Origin of the sequence: Streptomyces sp. NA02950, assembly GCF_013364155.1 — a bacterium.
Lineage (GTDB): Bacteria > Actinomycetota > Actinomycetes > Streptomycetales > Streptomycetaceae > Streptomyces.
In genome coordinates this window covers 8,535,818-8,553,032 of the sequence record NZ_CP054916.1, presented here as the reverse complement: position 1 = coordinate 8,553,032, position 17,215 = coordinate 8,535,818, and the positions used below count along the sequence as shown (strand labels likewise).

The 17,215-nt window shown below is 73.7% G+C and carries 7 protein-coding genes; all 7 read right to left on the bottom strand.

What is annotated here, in order from left to right:
• Positions 1–16: 16 nt before the first annotated feature.
• On the bottom strand, positions 17–10,771 hold the full coding sequence (locus tag HUT19_RS36860; RefSeq protein WP_176184982.1) for a type I polyketide synthase: 10,755 nt from the start codon (positions 10,769–10,771) through the stop codon (positions 17–19).
• 80 nt (positions 10,772–10,851) lie between these two features.
• On the bottom strand, positions 10,852–12,150 hold the full coding sequence (locus HUT19_RS36855) for a methylaspartate mutase (protein ID WP_176184981.1): 1,299 nt from the start codon (positions 12,148–12,150) through the stop codon (positions 10,852–10,854).
• A complete protein-coding gene (locus tag HUT19_RS36850; protein ID WP_176184980.1) occupies positions 12,147–12,623 on the bottom strand; it encodes a cobalamin B12-binding domain-containing protein in 477 nt (158 codons plus the stop codon). The genes HUT19_RS36855 and HUT19_RS36850 overlap by 4 nt, the downstream gene beginning before the upstream one ends.
• Positions 12,620–13,858 (bottom strand): type III PLP-dependent enzyme, encoded by a 1,239-nt coding sequence (locus HUT19_RS36845; protein ID WP_176184979.1) that lies wholly within the window; start codon positions 13,856–13,858, stop codon positions 12,620–12,622. Before HUT19_RS36845 ends, HUT19_RS36850 begins: the two co-directional genes overlap by 4 nt.
• On the bottom strand, positions 13,855–15,384 hold the full coding sequence (locus tag HUT19_RS36840) for an AMP-binding protein (RefSeq protein ID WP_254885983.1): 1,530 nt from the start codon (positions 15,382–15,384) through the stop codon (positions 13,855–13,857). Before HUT19_RS36840 ends, HUT19_RS36845 begins: the two co-directional genes overlap by 4 nt.
• Positions 15,381–16,937, bottom strand: a complete 1,557-nt coding sequence (locus tag HUT19_RS36835; protein ID WP_176184978.1) for an AMP-binding protein — start codon at positions 16,935–16,937, stop codon at positions 15,381–15,383. Before HUT19_RS36835 ends, HUT19_RS36840 begins: the two co-directional genes overlap by 4 nt.
• 13 nt (positions 16,938–16,950) lie before the next feature.
• Positions 16,951–17,202 carry a phosphopantetheine-binding protein gene (locus tag HUT19_RS36830; protein WP_176184977.1) on the bottom strand — a complete coding sequence of 84 codons (252 nt, stop codon included), beginning with the start codon at positions 17,200–17,202 and terminating at the stop codon, positions 16,951–16,953.
• Positions 17,203–17,215 lie beyond the last annotated feature (13 nt).

The following is a 17,215-nucleotide window of genomic DNA, read 5'->3' as shown; positions in this document are numbered from 1 at the left end:
TGCTGGGCGGCGTCGCTCAGTTGGCGGCGCTGTGGTCGAGGGCGGCGCGGACGAGGTCGGCGACGGCCATGGTCTTGATGTCCAGGGACCGGTCGTCGGGCGCCGTCTTCTGTGCGCGGGGTTCGGACAGGCTCAGCAGGGTGTCCAGGAGCCCGGCCTCCCGGATACGGGCGACCGGGATGGCCGCCAGCAGCTCGCTCACCCGCGCGTCGTCGGTCTCCTGGGCCGGGTCCTGGGCGCGGGTGTCCCGCAGCACGGTGGCGAGCAGATGACCGGCCAGTGCCGCGGGGGTCGCGTAGTCGAAGACGAGGGTGGACGGCAGCCGAAGCCCGCTGACCGCGTTGAGCCGGTTGCGCAGCTCCACCGCGGCGAGCGAGTCGAAACCCAGCTCGGTGAAGGCACGTTTGGGTTCGATGGAGGTGGGCCCGTCGTGGCCGAGCACCGCGGCGACCTCGGTGCGCACCACGTCCAGCACGGTGTGCTCGTGGTCGGCGGCGGGCAGTGCCCGCAGCCGGTCGGCCAGTGAACGGTTCGCTCCGGCGCGGCGGTCCGGGCGGGGCCCGGCCAGGGCGCGCAGCACCGGGGGCACGGCGTCGCCCGCGCGGCGCAGCGCCGCGGTGTCCAGCTCCACCGGCACCAGGGTGGCGCGGTCGGCGCGCAGGGCGGTGTCGAAAAGGGCGAGACCTCGGTCCGGGTCGAGGGCGCCCAATCCGGAGCGTTCGATGCGCTGCCGGGCGGGGGCGTCGAGGGTGGCGCCCATGCCACCGGTGCCCGCCCACAGCCCCCAGGCCAGGGAGAGGGCGGGCAGCCCCTCGGCCCTGCGCCGCTCGGCCAGCGCGTCCAGGAAGGCGTTGGCCGCGGCGTAGTTGCCCTGTGCCGCGGCGTCCAGGCTTCCGGCCGCCGAGGAGAACAGCACGAAGTGGGCGAGGTCGCGGTCGCGGGTCAGCTCGTGCAGATACCAGGCGCCATCGGCCTTGGGGCGGAGGACGGTGTCGATGCGCTCCGGGGTCAGCGAGCCGACGAGACCGTCGTCGAGCACCCCCGCGGTGTGCACCACACTGTCGACGGGGTGGTCCGCGAGCAGCGCGGCCAGCGCGGCGCGGTCCGCGACGTCGCAGCGCACCGCCTCCGCGTGGGCGCCCAGTCCGGTCAGTTCGGCCAGCAGCTCCGGGGCCCCGGGTGCGTCCGGGCCGCGCCTGCCCGCGAGCAGAAGGCGGCGGACACCGTGGTGGCGGACCAGATGGCGGGCGAGGAGCGCGCCGAGGCCGCCGGTGCCGCCGGTGACGAGGACGGTCCCCCAGTCGCGGCCGGTGGCCTCTGCGGGGATCTCGGCGGTGGGCACACGGACGAGCCGGGGTGTGTGCAACCCACCGTGGCGCAGCGCCACTTCGGGTTCACCGGAGTCCAGGACGGCGGTGAGCGCGGCGCGGGTGAGTGTTCCGCCGCCGAGGTCGACGAGGACCACCCGGCCCGGGTCCTCGGACTGCGCGGCGCGGACCAGCCCGCGTACGGCGGCGCCCGCGAGGTCATCCGTGGTGACGATGACGAGGACCGAGGCCGCGTGGCGCTCCTCGCCCAGCCAGCGCTGTACCGGTTCCAGGGCGGTGGCCAGGGCGGTGCGTACGGCGGCGGGGGCGTCGTCGTCCCCGGAGGAGTTGCGCACCGGCAGCAGCACCGCGTCGGGCACGGTGTCCCCGAGCGCGGCCGGATCGGGATGGACCGGATGTCCCAGACCGAGGTCGTCATCGCCGAGCACCGCGTAGGTACGCGTATCGGCCGTGGTGGCGGACTCGGGAAGGGGCGTCGGCTCAATGGCGTACAGCGGGTCCTGGCGGGTGGCGCCGAGCCGGTCGGCGGTGACCGGGCGGGTGACGAAGGAGTCGACCGAGGCGAGTGGCGCACCGGTGCTGTCGGCCAGCTCGATCCGGGTGCCGTCGGTGGTGTGACGGGTCAGCCGTACGCGGGCCGCCGCCGCGCCGTGGGTGTGCAGCGTGACACCGGTCCAGGCGAACGGCAGCGCGATGCCCGCCCCGTTCTCGGTACGCTGCTCGCCGTCGGCCCGCCGCTCCTCGTCGAGCAGGGACGACACATGCAGCGCGGAGTCGAGCAGCGCGGGATGCAGTCCGTAGCGGGCCGCTTCCTGGCGGGCCGCGGAGACCAGTTCGAGTTCGGCGAAGACCTCGTCGCCACGGCGCCAGGCGGCGCGGACACCGCGGAAGACGGGACCGTAGCCGTAGCCCTCGTCCGCCATCCGGTCGTACAGCCCGCCGACGTCCACGGGTTCGGCGCCCGGCGGCGGCCATGCGCCGAGCTCCGGAGGATGCTCTTCGGTCCGTTCGGTGAGGGTGCCGGCGGCGTGACGGGCCCAGTCGGCACCGTCGGCCGTGTTCTCCGGCCGGGAGTGGATCTCCACGGTGCCGTCCGGGGCCACGGCCACCTGGATCTGTACGGCGCCGTCGAGGACCAGGGGCGCCTGGAGGGTCAGTTCCTCCAGCACCGGCCGTCCCACGAGGTCACCGCCGCGGAGGGCGAGGTCGACCAGCGCGGTCCCGGGCAGCAGGGCCGTGCCGAACACCGTGTGTTCGGCGAGCACCGGGTGGGTGGCCGTGGAGAGCCTGCCGGTGAGCAGCACGGCGCCGGAGCCCGCCATCCGGATCTCGGCACCCACCAGCGGGTGGTCGACCGGTGCGAGTCCCAGTCCGCCCGCGTCGGCCCGGGGCGCGGGGGTGTCGAGCCAGAACCGCCGGTGCTGGAAGGCGTAGGTGGGCAGGTCCAGGTGGCGGGCCGGACGGCGGCCGTGGAGGGCGGACCAGTCGACGTCGGCGCCGCGGGTGTGCACCCGCGCCAGGGCGCCGAGCGTCTCCCGCACCGGCGGGGCGTCCTTGCGGGCGGTGGCCACGAACACCGCGTCGGAGTCCTCGCTGACGCAGTCGGCGCCCATCGCGGTGAGCACGGCGTCCGGGCCGAGTTCGAGGAAGGTGTCCACGCCCTGGGCCTCCAGGGTGGCGACAGCGTCCGCGAACCGCACGGTGTGCCGGATGTGCCGGACCCAGTAGTCGGAGGAGGCCAGTTCACCGGCGGTGGCCGGGCGGCCGGTGAGCGTGGAGACGACGGGGATCGACGGTTCGTGGGCGGTCAGGCCCGCCATGACCGCGCCGAACTCCTCCAGCATGGCGTCCATGCGCGGTGAGTGGAACGCGTGTGAGACCCGCAGCCGGGTGGACTTCCCGAACCGGGCGGCGAGGCCGAGCACGGCGTCCTCGTCGCCGGACACCACCACCGAACGGGGCCCGTTGACAGCGGCGACGCTCATCCGCTCGTCCAGCAGCGGCAGGACCTCCTCCTCGGTGGCGCGCACCGCCACCATCGCGCCGCCCTCGGGCAGCGCCTGCATCAGCCGCCCGCGCGCGCCGACCGCGGTGGCCGCGTCCTCCAGCGACCAGACCCCGGCCACATGCGCGGCCGCGAACTCACCGATGGAGTGGCCCGCCAGCTGGTCCGGACGCAGTCCGAAGGACTCCAGCAGCCGGTACAGGGCCACTTCGGTGGCGAACAGGGCGGCCTGGGTGTACTCCGTGCGCGCCAGCGGCTCCGGGTCGTCCCCGAACACCACCTCGGTCAGGGGCCGTTCCAGGCCCTTGCCGAGCAGTTCCGCGGCCCGGTCGAAGTGGGCGGCGTAGACGGGAAAGGTGTCGTACCACGCACGGCCCATGCCGGGGCGCTGCGATCCCTGGCCGGAGAAGAGGAAGGCGAGACCGCCCTCGGTGACGGAGCCGGTGACCAGACCGGCCGCGGAGGTGCCGTTGGCCAGTGCGGTGAGTCCTGCCTCGGCCTCGGCGCGGTCGGTGGCGAGGACCACGGCGCGGTGCGGATGGACCCCGCGGGTGGTGGCCAGCGCATGGCCCAGATCGGCCGGTTCGACGTTGGTGAGGGCCAGCAGCCGTTCGGCCTGGCCGCGCAGGGCACCCGGGGCGCGGGCCGAGACGGGCAGCGCCACCAGCTCCGGTGCGGCGCCCTCCCGCGGCTCCCCGGCGGGCGGTTCGGGGAGTTCGGTGGCCTCCTCCAGGACCACATGGGCGTTGGTGCCGCTGATGCCGAAGGAGGACACCCCGGCCCGGCGCGGGGAGCCACCGGTCTCCCAGGGCCGGGCGGCGGTGAGCAGTTCGACCGCCCCGGCCTCCCAGTCCACCTGGTCGGAGGGCGCGTCCACGTGCAGCGTCTTCGGCAGGGTCCGGTGGCGCATGGCCATCACCATTTTGATGATCCCGGCGACACCGGCCGCGGCCTGGGTGTGGCCGATGTTGGACTTGATCGACCCCAGCCACAGCGGCCGTCCGTCGCGGCGCTCCTGGCCGTAAGTGGCCAGCAGGGCCTGGGCCTCGATGGGGTCGCCGAGCGTGGTGCCGGTGCCATGGGCCTCGACCGCGTCGACATCGGCGGCGGTGAGACCGGAGGCGGCCAGCGCGGCGCGGATCACCCGCTGCTGGGACGGTCCGTTGGGGGCGGTCAGCCCGTTGGAGGCGCCGTCGGAGTTGACGGCCGAGCCGCGGACCACGGCCAGCACGCGGTGGCCGTTGCGGCGGGCGTCGGAGAGCCGTTCGACCACCAGCATGCCGACGCCCTCGCCCCAGCCGGTGCCGTCGGCCGCGGCGGCGAACGACTTGCAGCGGCCGTCGGCGGCCAGACCGCGCTGACGGCTGAAGTCCACGAAGGTGTCCGGGGTGGACATCACGGTGACCCCGCCGACCAGGGCGAGTTCGCACTCCCCCTGCCGCAGCGCCTGCGCGGCCAGGTGCAGGGTGACCAGCGACGAGGAGCAGGCGGTGTCCACGGTGACGGCCGGCCCCTCCAGGCCGAGCGCGTAGGCGACCCGTCCGGAGACCACACTGCCCAGGCTGCCGTTGCCGAGGTAGGCGGCCACGTCCTGGGGCACCTCGGTCAGCCAGCTGCCGTAGTCGTGGTACATGACGCCCGCGAACACCCCGGTGCGGGAGGCGCGGAGGGCGGCGGGGTCGATCCCGGCCCGTTCGCACGCCTCCCAGGACACCTCCAGCAGCAGCCGCTGCTGGGGGTCCATGGCGACGGCCTCGCGGGGACTGATGCCGAAGAAGTCGGCGTCGAAGCGGGCCGCGTCGTAGAGGAAACCGCCTTCGCGCGCGTAGGACTTGCCGGGGGTGCCGGGTTCGGGGTCGTAGAGCGCGTCGGTGTCCCAGCCGCGGTCGGCGGGGAATCCGGCGATCCCGTCGACACCGTCGGCGACCAGCCGCCACAGCTCCTCGGGCGAACTGACCCCGCCGGGGTAGCGGCAGCTCATCCCGACGATGGCGATGGGTTCATCGGCCGCCGCGGCCACGGTGGCGGCGGTGGGCCGCGGCTCCCGCGCGGCGCCGTAGAGGGTGTCGCGGATGTACTCGGCGAGGGCGGTGGACGTGGGGTAGTCGAAGACGAGGGTGGCGGGCAGCCGCAGTCCGGTGCTCGTGCCCAGGCGGTTGCGCAGCTCCACGGCGGCCAGGGAGTCGAAGCCCAGCTCGGTGAAGGCCCGGCCGGGGTCGATGGCCGCGGCGCCGTCGTGCCGCAGGACGGCGGCCACTTCGGTGCGGACCAGCTCCAGCAGGGTGCGGTCCCGTTCGGCGGGCGGCAGCGCGGCGAGTCCGGTGGCGACGGCCGGTTCCTGGGCCGGCGGTGCGGCCGCCCGGCGGGTGTGCGGCCGGACCAGGGAGCCGAGCAGCGGCGGGATGCCGTCGGCCCGCTTCCGTACGGCGGTGGCGTCCACCTCGACCGGGACCACCCGGGGCGCACCGGCACGCACGGCGGCGTCGAACAGGGTCAGGGAGCGCTCGGCGCCGAGGCCGGGCAGCCCGTACCCGGCGATCCGCGCGAGGGTGGCCGCGTCGAGCGCCGCGCCCATCCCGGTGTCCGTGGCCCACAGTCCCCAGGACAGGGCGGTGGCGGGCAGGCCGAGCAAGGCGCGGTGGTCGGCGAGGGCGTCGAGGAAGGCGTTGGCCGCCGCGTAGTTGCCCTGTCCCGCACCGTCGAGGACGGCGGCGAGGGAGGAGAAGAGTACGAAGGCGGACAGCGGCCGGTCGCGGGTGAGGTCGTGCAGATGCCAGGCGCCGTCGGCCTTGGCCCGGAACACCTCGTCGAGCAGTTCGTCGGTGAGGGAGGTGACCACGCCGTCGTGGACGGTGCCCGCCGCGTGGATCACCGAGTCGACGGGGTGGTCGGCCAGCAGTGCGGCCACCGCGTCGCGGTCGGACACATCACAGGCCACCACGGCCACATCGGCGCCCAGCGCGGTCAGTTCGGCCGCCAGTTCGGGGGCGTGGCCACGGCGGCCGGTGAGCACCAGGGAGCGCACCCCGTGGGTCCGTACCAGGTGCCGGGCCACCAGGCCGCCGATACCACCGGTGCCGCCGGTGATCAGGACGGTGCCCCAGTCCGGCGCGGCGGCGGGCGCGGGCTGGAAGGCGGTCAGCCGGGGGACGCGCGGGGCCCCGTCGGTCAGCGACACCTCGGGTTCACCGGTGGCGAGGGCGGTGCGCAGGGCGGCGTGCAGCGCGGCATCCGAGAGGTCGCCGTCGTGCTCCACCAGCACCAGGCGCCCGGGGTGTTCCGCCTGTGCCGAGCGGATCAGGCCGCGCACCGGCGCATGGGCCAGGCCGGGGGTGACGGCCACCACCAGCCGGGTGCCGTCGAGGCGTTCCTCGCCCAGCCAGCTCCGGAGCAGCCGCAGCACCTCGGAGGCGGCGGCCCGGGCGGCGGCGGTGGGCTCGCCACCGTGGTCGGCCACCCGGTGGACCACGGCGTCGGGCAGCGGTTCGGAGAGCAGGGTGTCCAGGTCGCCGGTCCAGGTGGCGATCCGCGGTGTCGGGGTCTCGGCGAGCCGGGCGGCGGGTGTCCAGCGCACCGTGTACAGCGGTTCGGCGCCGTCCTGGACGGGGCGGGAGGTGAGCGCGGCGATGTCGGCCACGGGTGCGCCGGTGGCGTCGGCGAGTCGCAGCGTGAGGGTGTCGGTGCCCGCGCCGGAGATCCGGACCCGCAGGGCGGACGCGCCGACGGCGTGCAGGGTGACTCCGCTCCAGGCGAAGGGGATCAGGATCTCGGAGCGGGGCGGGGTGTCGAGGTCGGCGGCGTGCAGGGCGGCGTCGAGCAGGGCGGGGTGCAGTCCGAACGCGGAAGCGCCCGCCGCGGTCTCCTCGTCCAGGACGACCTCGGCGTACACATCGTCGCCGTGGCGCCAGGCGGCGCGCAGCCCCTGGAAGGCCGGTCCGTAGTCATAGCCCTGGGTGGCCAGGTCGCCGTAGGCACCGGACACATCGAGTGGCCGGGCGCCCTCCGGCGGCCAGCTGTCCAGGGGCTCGGGCACGGGTGCGGTGGCGGGGGCGAGGACGCCGTCGGCGTGCCGGGTCCAGGGGGCGGTGTCCTCGCCCTCGGGGCGGGAGTGGACGGTGAGCGGGAAGCGGCCGCTGTCGTCGGGCTCCCCCACCGCCACCTGCACGGCCACCCCGCCGTCGGCGGGGAGGGCCAGCGGGGCGCCGAGGGTGAGTTCTTCCAGCGCGCCCGCGCCCACGTGCTGTCCGGCGCGCAGCGCCAGTTCGACGAAGGCGGTGCCGGGGAACAGCGTCCGTCCGGAGATGACATGGTCGGCCAGCCAGGGCTGGTGGCGCGGTGCGAGCCGTCCGGTGAGCACCACTCCATCGGCACCGACGGCCACGACCGCGCCGAGCAGCGGATGTCCGGCGGGGAGCTGGCCCAGTGCGGTGGTGTCGGTGGTGGCCGGTCCCTGGTCCAGCCAGAACCGCCTGCGCTGGAAGGGGTAGGTGGGCAGGTCCAGACGGCGGGTGCCGCGGCCGGTGAAGAACCGGTCCCAGTCGACGGGGACCCCGCGACGGTGTGCCAGGGCGAGGGCGGAGAGGGCTTCGTCGGTCTCGGGCCGGTCCCGGCGCAGCAGCGGGGCGAAGACGGTGCCGGGGGCGGTGGCGCAGTCGGCGCCCATGGCGCTGAGCACCCCGTCGGGTCCGAGCTCCAGGAAGGTGCGGACGCCGGTGTCCTCCAGCGCGCGCACCGCGTCGTGGAAGCGCACCCTGGCACGGACGTGTTCCACCCAGTACTCGGGGTCGCACAGTTCGTCGGTGGTGAGGGCGCCGGTGACCGTGGACACGATGGGGAGGGAGGGCGGGGTGTAGTCCAGGACGTGGGCGATACGGCGGAACTCGGCCAGCATCGGTTCCATCAGCGGTGAGTGGAAGGCGTGGCTCACCCGGAGCCGTTTGGTGTCGTGGCCGCGTTCGGCCAGCTGTCCGGCGAGGGCCAGCACCTCGTCCTCGGCGCCGGAGAGCACCACCGCCGAGGGGCCGTTGACGGCGGCGATGCCGACGCGTTCGGTGAGCAGCGGTGCCACCTCGGCCTCGGTCGCCCGGACGGCCACCATGGCGCCGCCCTCGGGGAGTTGCTGCATGAGGCGGCCGCGTGCGGCGACGAGGATGGCCGCGTCCTGGAGGGTGAGGACACCGGCGACATGAGCCGCGGCCAGTTCACCGATGGAGTGTCCGGCGAGGTAGTCGGGGCGCAGCCCCCAGCTCTCGAGAAGGCGGTAGAGCGCCACCTCGATGGCGAACAGGGCGGGCTGGGCGTAGGCGGTACGGTTCAGCCGGGCGGCCTCGGACGAGTCGGGGGCGGCGTCGGGACGGCCGAACAGCACCTCGCCGAGGGGCTGTTCGAGCTGCATGTCGAGATGGGCGCAGACGTCCTGGAGGGCGTCGGCGAACACCGGCTGGGTACGGAGGAGTTCCAGACCCATGGCGATGCGCTGACTGCCCTGGCCGGTGAAGAGGAACGCCACTTTGCCGGGGGCCGCGACACCGGTGGTGGCCGCCGATCCCGCGGCGACGGCCTCCAGTTCGCGGCGCAGGGTGTCCCGGTCCCCGGCCACCAGGACGGCGCGGTGGGAGAGCGCGGCGCGGGTGGTGGCGAGCGTGGCGGCGAGGTCGCCGAGCGGGGCGTGGTCCACCAGGGGCAGCAGACCGGATGCCCGGTCCCGGAGCGCCTGGTCACCGCGGGCGGAGAGGACGAACGGCAACGGGCCGTCAGCCGTGGCCGAAGGCTCGGGTTCGGCGGTGGCTGACTCCTCGGAGTGTTCCAGGATGAGATGGGCGTTGGTGCCGCTCACGCCGAAGGACGACACTCCGGCACGGCGCGGCCGTCCGGTCTCCGGCCACGGCCGGTCCTCGGTGGCGAGTGCGACGGCGCCCGCGGACCAGTCGATGTGCGGACTGGGCGCGTCGATGTGCAGGGATTTGGGCACCCGGCCGTGACGCATGCTGAGGATGGTCTTGATGACCCCGGCGACCCCGGCCGCGCCCTGGGTGTGCCCGATGTTGGACTTGACCGAGCCGAGCAGCAGCGGGGTGTCCCCGGCCCGGTCCTGGCCGTAGGTGGCGAGCAGCGCGCCCGCCTCGATGGGGTCGCCGAGCCGGGTACCGGTGCCGTGGGCCTCGACCACGTCCACGTCGGCGGCGGTCAGCCCGGCGTTGGCGAGCGCCTGGCGGATCAGCCGGGTCTGCGCGGTGCCGCTGGGGGCGGTGAGCCCGTTGCTGGCCCCGTCCTGGTTGACGGCCGAGCCACGGACGACGGCCAGCACCCGGTGGCCGCGGCGGCGGGCCTCGGAGAACCGTTCCAGGACGAGCACACCGACGCCCTCGGCGAAGCCGGTGCCGTCGGCCGACTCCGCGAACGCCTTGCAGCGGCCGTCGGGCGCCAGTCCGCGCTGCCGGCTGAACGCGGTGAACACCCCGGGTCCGCCCATCACCGCGACACCGCCGGCCAGCGCGAGCGTGGACTCGCCCTGCCGCAGCGACTGGCAGGCCAGGTGGATGGCGACCAGCGAGGCGGAGCAGGCGGTGTCGACGGTGACCGCGGGGCCCTGTGCGCCGAGGACGTAGGCCACCCGTCCGGAGATGACACTCGGTGCGTTGCCGGTCATCAGATAGGCGTCGAGCCCGTCGGGGGCGTGGTGCAGCCGCGGGCCGTACTCCTGCACCTCGGCGCCGAAGAACATGCCCGCGGCGCTGCCGCGCAGCCCGGTCGGGTCGATCCCGGCGTCCTCCAGGGCCTGCCAGGCGGTTTCGAGCACCAGGCGCTGCTGGGGGTCCATGCCCAGCGCCTCACGCGGGCTGATGCCGAAGAAGTCGGCGTCGAACTCGGTGGCGGTGTCCAGGAATCCACCGGCGCGCACCGTGCTGGTACCGGGGGCGTCGGGGTCCTCGTCGAACAGGGCGGTCAGGTCCCAGCCCCGGTCGTCGGGGAACCCGGAGAGCACCTCGCCACCGTCGACGAGGAGGCGCCACAGGGCGTCGGGTGAGTGGATGCCGCCGGGGAAGCGGCAGCCGATGCCCACGACGGCCACGGGTTCGTCGGCCGGGCCGGCGGTCTCCGGCTCCGGCGGCGGGAGCGCCGCGGTGCCCAGGGCTCCGGTGAGCAGCCGGTCGGCGAGCGCGTCGGGGGTCGGGCAGTCATAGGCGACGGTGACCGGAAGGTCGAGCCCGGTCTCCTCGCCGAGCCTGCGGTGCAGATCGACCGCGGCCAGTGAGTCGAGCCCCAGATCGGCGAACGGAAGCCGCATGTCCGGCAGACCGGTGGTCTCGGGGCGCACGGCCCGGAGCGCCGCCGTCACCTGGGCGTGCACCAGGTCGAGAACCACCCTGCGGTGTTCCGACGGCGCGGTCGCGGCCAGCATTCGGGCCAGTGCTGATTCGGAACCGGAGCCGTTCATCCACGCATCTCACTTTCGGCCGGCAGCTTTATTCCTCACGTTTTCCTCACGCTAGAGACGTCCGTACCGCGGCCCCACCCTTAACCGCCCCTAGAGCCGAGGGCGTTGCCGCCGGGCGGCGCCGTGAGCGTCTCCGGGTCGAACGTCCGGCGGACATAGGACAGCGAAGCGAGCAGTTCACCGGAGGTGATGGTGCGGGAATCGCGGGTGTTAACGATTCCGGTCAGGGGCATTCCGCCGATGTCCGCCCAGCGCAGCCGCCCCCCGGCGTCGATATAGCTTCTGCTGCGCCCGGCGTTGTCCGGGTGCAGACAGTAGGGAACGTCGAGATAACCGCGGCGGAACGCCAGCAGAATCGCCTGGTCCAGGTCCTCCGCCAGATTCAGTACGGCGGTGACCAGTGCGGATGCCTCCGCGTAGATCTGTGATCCGGTGTCGGCGGGGACCTGGGCCACGGTGCGGCGTGCCGCGGCCGCCGCGGTCGCCGCGTATTCCAGTGCGCTGACGTTCTCCTCCACCGTCGGAATGCGCACGGATTCCGCGACGGTCTTCACGATCAGCCGCTCGGAACCCGACACCACGGCCAGTTCGGCCGCCCGGCCCAGCAGCCGGTAGGCCCCTTCCGGGGTGACCGGATAGAGCCCCATGTAGGCGTAGACGACCACATGCCATTCGGCGTCCGGCAGCAACTCGGCGCAGAGCCTGCGCAATGCGGCCACCGCTTCGATGTCCTGCCGGTGATCGGTCTGCTGGGCATAGCTGGCGGAAATGCTGCGCAGTCCGTGGCGGTAGAAGAACAGCGCTTCCAGCGCGCTGATGGCCACCAGCAGACTCGGCGGGCAGAGCTGGCCGAGCATACAGCCGCCGAAGGTCTCCAGATGCGGATGCCCGCCGTCCTCCCGCAGCCGGGCGAACAACTCGGTCGAGCGGGCCCAGTTGGCCACCGACTCGCTCAGCGGGATGCGACCGTAGGGCAGGCAGTACGAGACGGGTCCGCCTTCGGAGGCGTCCAGGCCGACGGCCGTCAGCGCCCGGAAGATGTCCATGGGGGCGGCCGAGCCGTGGCGGACCTGGACGGGGAAGTCCTCGCCGTACGCGCCCTCCAGGACGCCCCGGGTGGTGTCCGGGTCATGGCTGGCGATCGGGTAGCCGTTGAGCGACACCCCTTCCATCAGGGCGAGTCCGGCCGACTCCAGATCCCCGACCCGGGTGTAGCTGTCGATGGTGAGGGTGCCGACGGTGGTTCCGGCGGCGGCCTTGGTGGCGAGCAGACCGGCCCGCATCCGGGCCGGTTCGCTCATCCCCATCCGGGGCTGCACCACGAGGTCCCCGGCCCGGTGAGCCCGGCGGACGAACGCGCCGAACCCCCCGCCGGTCACACCAGGGCCCGCTGCGGAAGCGTGCCGAGCAGCCGGGCGAAGGACCGGACGCCCTCCGGGGTGTCGTCGAACACCGCGGTGTATCCGGCGCCTCTGAGCCGGGTCCGCTCCGCCGCGCTCAGCGTGCCGGAGATGCCCAGCTTGCCGCCGATGACCACCGGCAGCCCGCCCAGACCGGGGTGTTCCCGCAGCCGGGTGATGGTGCGCATGCCGTCCTGGTAGCCGTGGCCGTTGACACTGCTGATCACGATCAGCGCGGGCCGCCGGGCCAGCGCCTCGGAGATCAGCAGCTCCTCGGGGACACACGGGCCGAGGTTGACGACGGTGTGGCCGTGTTCCTCCAGCAGCAGTTGCAGGAAGACCAGGTTCCAGGTGTGCGAGTCGGAGATCCCCCCGGCGACCAGGACGGGCGCTTCGACGGCCGCGGGGGCCGCCGCGCCGGCCGGGACCGGGACGGCTGCGGAGGTGTTCATCGAAGGGCCTGCCCGTGGACGTAGGTGCGGAGGTGCTCGATCCGGGACACGGACACCACCTCCGGGCCGCGCACGACGACCTCGGCGGGCGCGGGGCGGCCCAGGAACATCAGCAGGCTGGCCGTCACCCCGTAGGCCCCGGCGTTGGGCACGGTGAGGAGGTCCCCGGGGGCCGGGTCCACCAGTGCCACGTCCCGGCCCAGCACATCGCCCGGGGTGCACAGCGGGCCCACCAGCATGGCGGGTTCACCGGTCCCGGGCACCGCCTCGTCGGGCTGTACAGAGACCGGCAGGATACGGCCGAGGCCGGACATCCCGCCGAAGGTGTTGATCCCGCCGTCCAGGATGACAAAGCGGCGGCCGCGGCTCTCCTTGACGTTGACCACGCCGACCAGCAGGGTGCCGCTGTCGCCCACGAGATAGCGCCCCGACTCGCACGCGATCCGCGGACCGCCGTCCCGCCAGCCGGGGAAGTGGGTGTCCAGCGCGTCGCCGAGCGCCTCCCGCAGCCCGCCGTAGACGGGGCGTTCCCCGGTCACCGCGTACGGGGCGGAGAACCCGCCGCCGATGTCGACGAACCGGAAACGCACCCCGAGCCGCTCCTGGAGTTCGGCGGCCTTCTCGATGGTGTGCCGGAACTCGGCGATGAGGCTCGCCTCGTCCTCGGCGTTGCTCAGCGGGAAGAAGTGCAGTCCCGCCACGTTCGTCCCGGGGACACCGGTCACCTCCTCGCGCAGCGCGGGCAGCGTCTCGCTGTCGAAGCCGAACTGGGAGGGCACACCGGTCATCCGGATACTGGTGGTGGCGCTGGCGCTGACGCTGTTGACGCGCAGCAGACAGTCGGCGACCACACCCAGGCGTCCGGCCGCCGCGCCCACCCGCCGCAGATCGCCGGGCGATTCGACGGAGAACAGCCGCACCCCCTTGGCCAGCGCCTCGGTCAGCTCCTCGTCTGTCTTGCCGGGGCCGGTGTAAAGGATGTCGGCGCCGGAGAACCCGGCCTCCAGGGCGGCGGCGAGCTCTCCGACGGAAGAGATCTCGGCCCGGCAGCGGTCACCGCGGCCGCGCATCTCCCGCAGGATCTCGGGATGCGGATTGGCCTTCGCCGCGTAGAACACGTGCATCGCGTCCGGCAGCGCGGCGAGCAGATCGCGCCGGGCCGCCCGGACCCGGTCGAGGTCGTAGACGTACGCGGGGGTGCCGAAGCGTTTGGCGAGCTCCGTATGGCCGATCACGAGGGAGTCCCTTCGAAGAACTGGGCGAGCCGCCGTCGCGCGTGCTTGCCGTGGAGGGTCAGCGGAAGCTCGTCGACGACCCGGCACAGACCGGGTACCTTGGCGGGCTCCAGCCGCCGCGCCAGCTCCCGCAGCACGGTGTGCGGGGCGATGTCGCCCTCGACGCACACCGCGAGGTCGCGGTCGTCCTCGGGCGGCAGGACGGCGGCGGCGCGGACACCGGCGATGTCGGTGGCGGCGGCCTCGATCTCCATCGTGCTCATCCGGACGCCCTTGCGTTTGAACATGTCGTCCCGGCGGCCCTCGTAGTAGAGGAAACCGTCCTCGTCGAGGTGGCCGTAGTCGCCGGTGTGCAGCCGGAGCCCGCCGTCCGGGGCGGGGCGGAAGGTGCGCTCGGTGATCTCGGGGGCCCGCCAGTAGCCGGGCATCACATGCGGTCCCTCGACCACGATCTCGCCGGTGGCACCGGTCGGCAGCGCGGTGCCGTGCTCGTCGACGACGTACACCGTGGTGCCGGGCAGCGGGCGGCCCACCGAGGCGCCCTTGCTGGCCTGGAACTCCGGCCGCAGGACGGAGATGCGCTTGCACTCGGTCTGGCCGAACTGGAGCACCACCTCGGAGCCGGGGAACGCGGTGCGCAGGCCCTCGGCGGTGGCCCGGGGCAGCGCGGCACCGGTGTTGGTGAACATCCGCACCCGCGACTCCGCGGCCGGTTCGCGCCCGGCCAGCGTCACGATCATGGTGGCCAGCGAGGGCACGATGGGCACCACCGTGGCCCCGCACTCGCGGATCCGCTTGAGCAGCACCAGGTCCGACTCCCCGTCGGCCAGGACCAGTTCACACCGGCCCAGGGCGGTGAGCAGGATCTTGTACAGGCCGTAGTCCCAGGAGATCGGGAACCGGCAGAACACCACGTCGTCGGGGCGGTAGCCGAGTTCCCGCTGAATGGCCTCCGAGGCGAAGACCATGCGGCCGTGCGGGCAGATGACGGCCTTGGGCGCCGCGGTGCTGCCCGAGGTGTACACGAGCACCGCGACGGCCTCCGCGTCGAACTCCGCGCCGCCGGTGGCCCGGGCGTCCCGTGCGCGCAGCGCGGACACCTCCTCCCAGACGGCGTCGACGCCGAGGACGGGCGCCGCGGAGAAGCCCGCGATGCGCTCCACCGCGGAGTCGGCGACGACGGCGAGCCGGGGTTCGGCGTTGGCGAGCACCGACGTCAGGTGGTAGTCCTTCATCCCGGTGTTGACCGGGACGAACACCGCGCCGCGCCGGGAGGCGCCGTAGAACAGCGCCACCAGTTCACGGGTGCTGGGCACCTGGACCAGCACCCGGTCGCCGGGCCCGATGCCACGCGCCTCGAGCCACGCGTCCACGGCGTGGCTGTACGCGCTGAGCTCGGAGTAGGTCCACCGCCCGCCCGGGTCGCTGACGGCCACGGCCCCGGGGCCGGTGTCCGCCGTGGCCTCGTCCAGCAGGGTGTGCACCAGCACACCGCGCCGGGGATCCGATGTCGAGTTACGGTTCACTGCGCCCCGTACTGCCTTTCCTCAGAGCCCTCCTGTGCGGCCTGGAGGGCGAGACTTCTGCGGTCGGTCTTCCGGTTGGAGTTCAGCGGGAACGCCTCCAGGTGGCGGTAGCGTTTGGGGACGACCGCGGCGGGCAAGTACTGCCGCACCTCGCCCGCGAGCCGGACCGGCGGCACCACGTCGCCGGTGTAGAACACGGCCAGTTCGGTGCTGCCGTCGACAGGCACGGGCACGGTGACCGCGTCCCGCACCCCCGGACAGCGCCGGACCGCCGCGTCCACCTCGGCCAGTTCCACCCGCACCCCGTGCACCTGGACCTGGGCGTCGGTACGGCCCAGATAGAGCAGGGTGGTGCCGTCATCGGCGCGCCGGACCCGGTCGCCGGTGCGGTACCAGCGGCGGCCGTGGCGGGTGAAGAAGCGGCCGGCGTCATCGGCGGGGTCGAGATAGCCGGGGGTGAGCTGGGGTCCGGCGACGCACAGTTCGCCCTCGGTCGCGCTCTCCTCGCCGTCGTCGCCGAGCAGCAGCGTCCGGTGTCCTTCGTGCACGGCGCCGATGGGCACCATGTCGTGGAGGGCGCGCTCCCCGGTCCACCGGTGGGAGCTGACGGTGATGGTCAGTTCCGTCGGTCCGTACAGGTTCTCCAGCACCGCGTACGGCGCGGCGTTGCCCCAGTCCTGTGCGTCCTGGCAGCTCAGCGCCTCACCGGCGAAGAAGCTCCAGCGCAGCGAGGGCATGGCGCCGGGTCGCAGCCCGCCCATGCGGCGGACCAGCGCGATGGCGCTGGGGGTGGAGAACCAGACGGTCAGCCCCTGCGCGGCGATGTACTCCGGCAGTTCGCGGTAGGCCTGCGGGGGCGGCGCCACCAGGGTGGCCCCGGCGCCCCAGGCGCAGAACAGGTCGAACATCCCGCAGTCGAAGTTGAGGTCGAAGCTCTGCGAGAACACGTCCCCGGGGCCGAAGTCGTACCGGCGGTCCAGGAGGCCGAAGTAGTGATGGGTGTTGGCGTGGGTGACCGGAACGCCCTTCGGGCGGCCGGTCGAGCCCGAGGTGAACAGGATGTAGGCGATGTCCGATGGCCGGGCCGGCAGCGGCGCCTTGAGCGCGCAGTCCGGGTCGAGCGGCACCTCGGGCAGGAGATGGCCACCGGGAGCGTGGAGCACCGGCAGATCGAGCCCGGTCTCCTTGCGCAGGGCGGTGAGCGCGGGCAGCGAGGCGTCGTCGGCGATCAGCACCTCGACCCCGGCCGCGTCGATCATCTGACGGGTGCGCAGGGCGGGAAAGGCGGGTTGCAGCGGCACCATCGTGACACCGGTGTAGAGACCGGCGAGGACGGCCGCGTACGCCGAGGGGTCCTTGCCCGCCAGCACACCGATGGCACGGGGCGGGGTTGCCGCTCGCGCGAGTACGGAGCCCGCCATGAGCAGCGCGCGCTCGTGCAGTTCCCGGTAGCTCAGCTCCGTCTCGCCGGCGCGGACCGCGGGCCGGTCGGGCGAGACCGCCAGCCCGCGCAGAAAGCGTCCGGACAGCGTGACGTCCACGGTGGGGTCCATGGCCGCGGTCCGCCTAGCCCTCACCGCGGGGCAGCATGTTCTCCACGGTCTTCCACAGCACACCCGCGCTCTCGAACGTCTCCATGGTCAGCGCGCCGTCGAGGAAGCGCACCCCGTAGGCCTGCTCCAGCGTGCCCAGGAGCTGCACCATGCCCAGCGAGTCCAGTCCCAGGTCACGCAGTTTGACATCGCTCGCCAGCGGCTCGTCCGGGGGCAGGAAGGGAAGGAAGGTGCGCAGTATCGCTTCGAACTGGTCGTCCCACATCAGGGCTCCAAGG

Coding starts and splice junctions, on each gene's coding strand:
- HUT19_RS36835 (WP_176184978.1), bottom strand. CDS start 16,937: ATGGACCCCACCGTGGACGTCACGCTGTCCGGACGCTTTCTGCGCGGG.
- HUT19_RS36850 (WP_176184980.1), bottom strand. CDS start 12,623: ATGAACACCTCCGCAGCCGTCCCGGTCCCGGCCGGCGCGGCGGCCCCC.
- HUT19_RS36830 (WP_176184977.1), bottom strand. CDS start 17,202: ATGTGGGACGACCAGTTCGAAGCGATACTGCGCACCTTCCTTCCCTTC.
- HUT19_RS36860 (WP_176184982.1), bottom strand. CDS start 10,771: ATGAACGGCTCCGGTTCCGAATCAGCACTGGCCCGAATGCTGGCCGCG.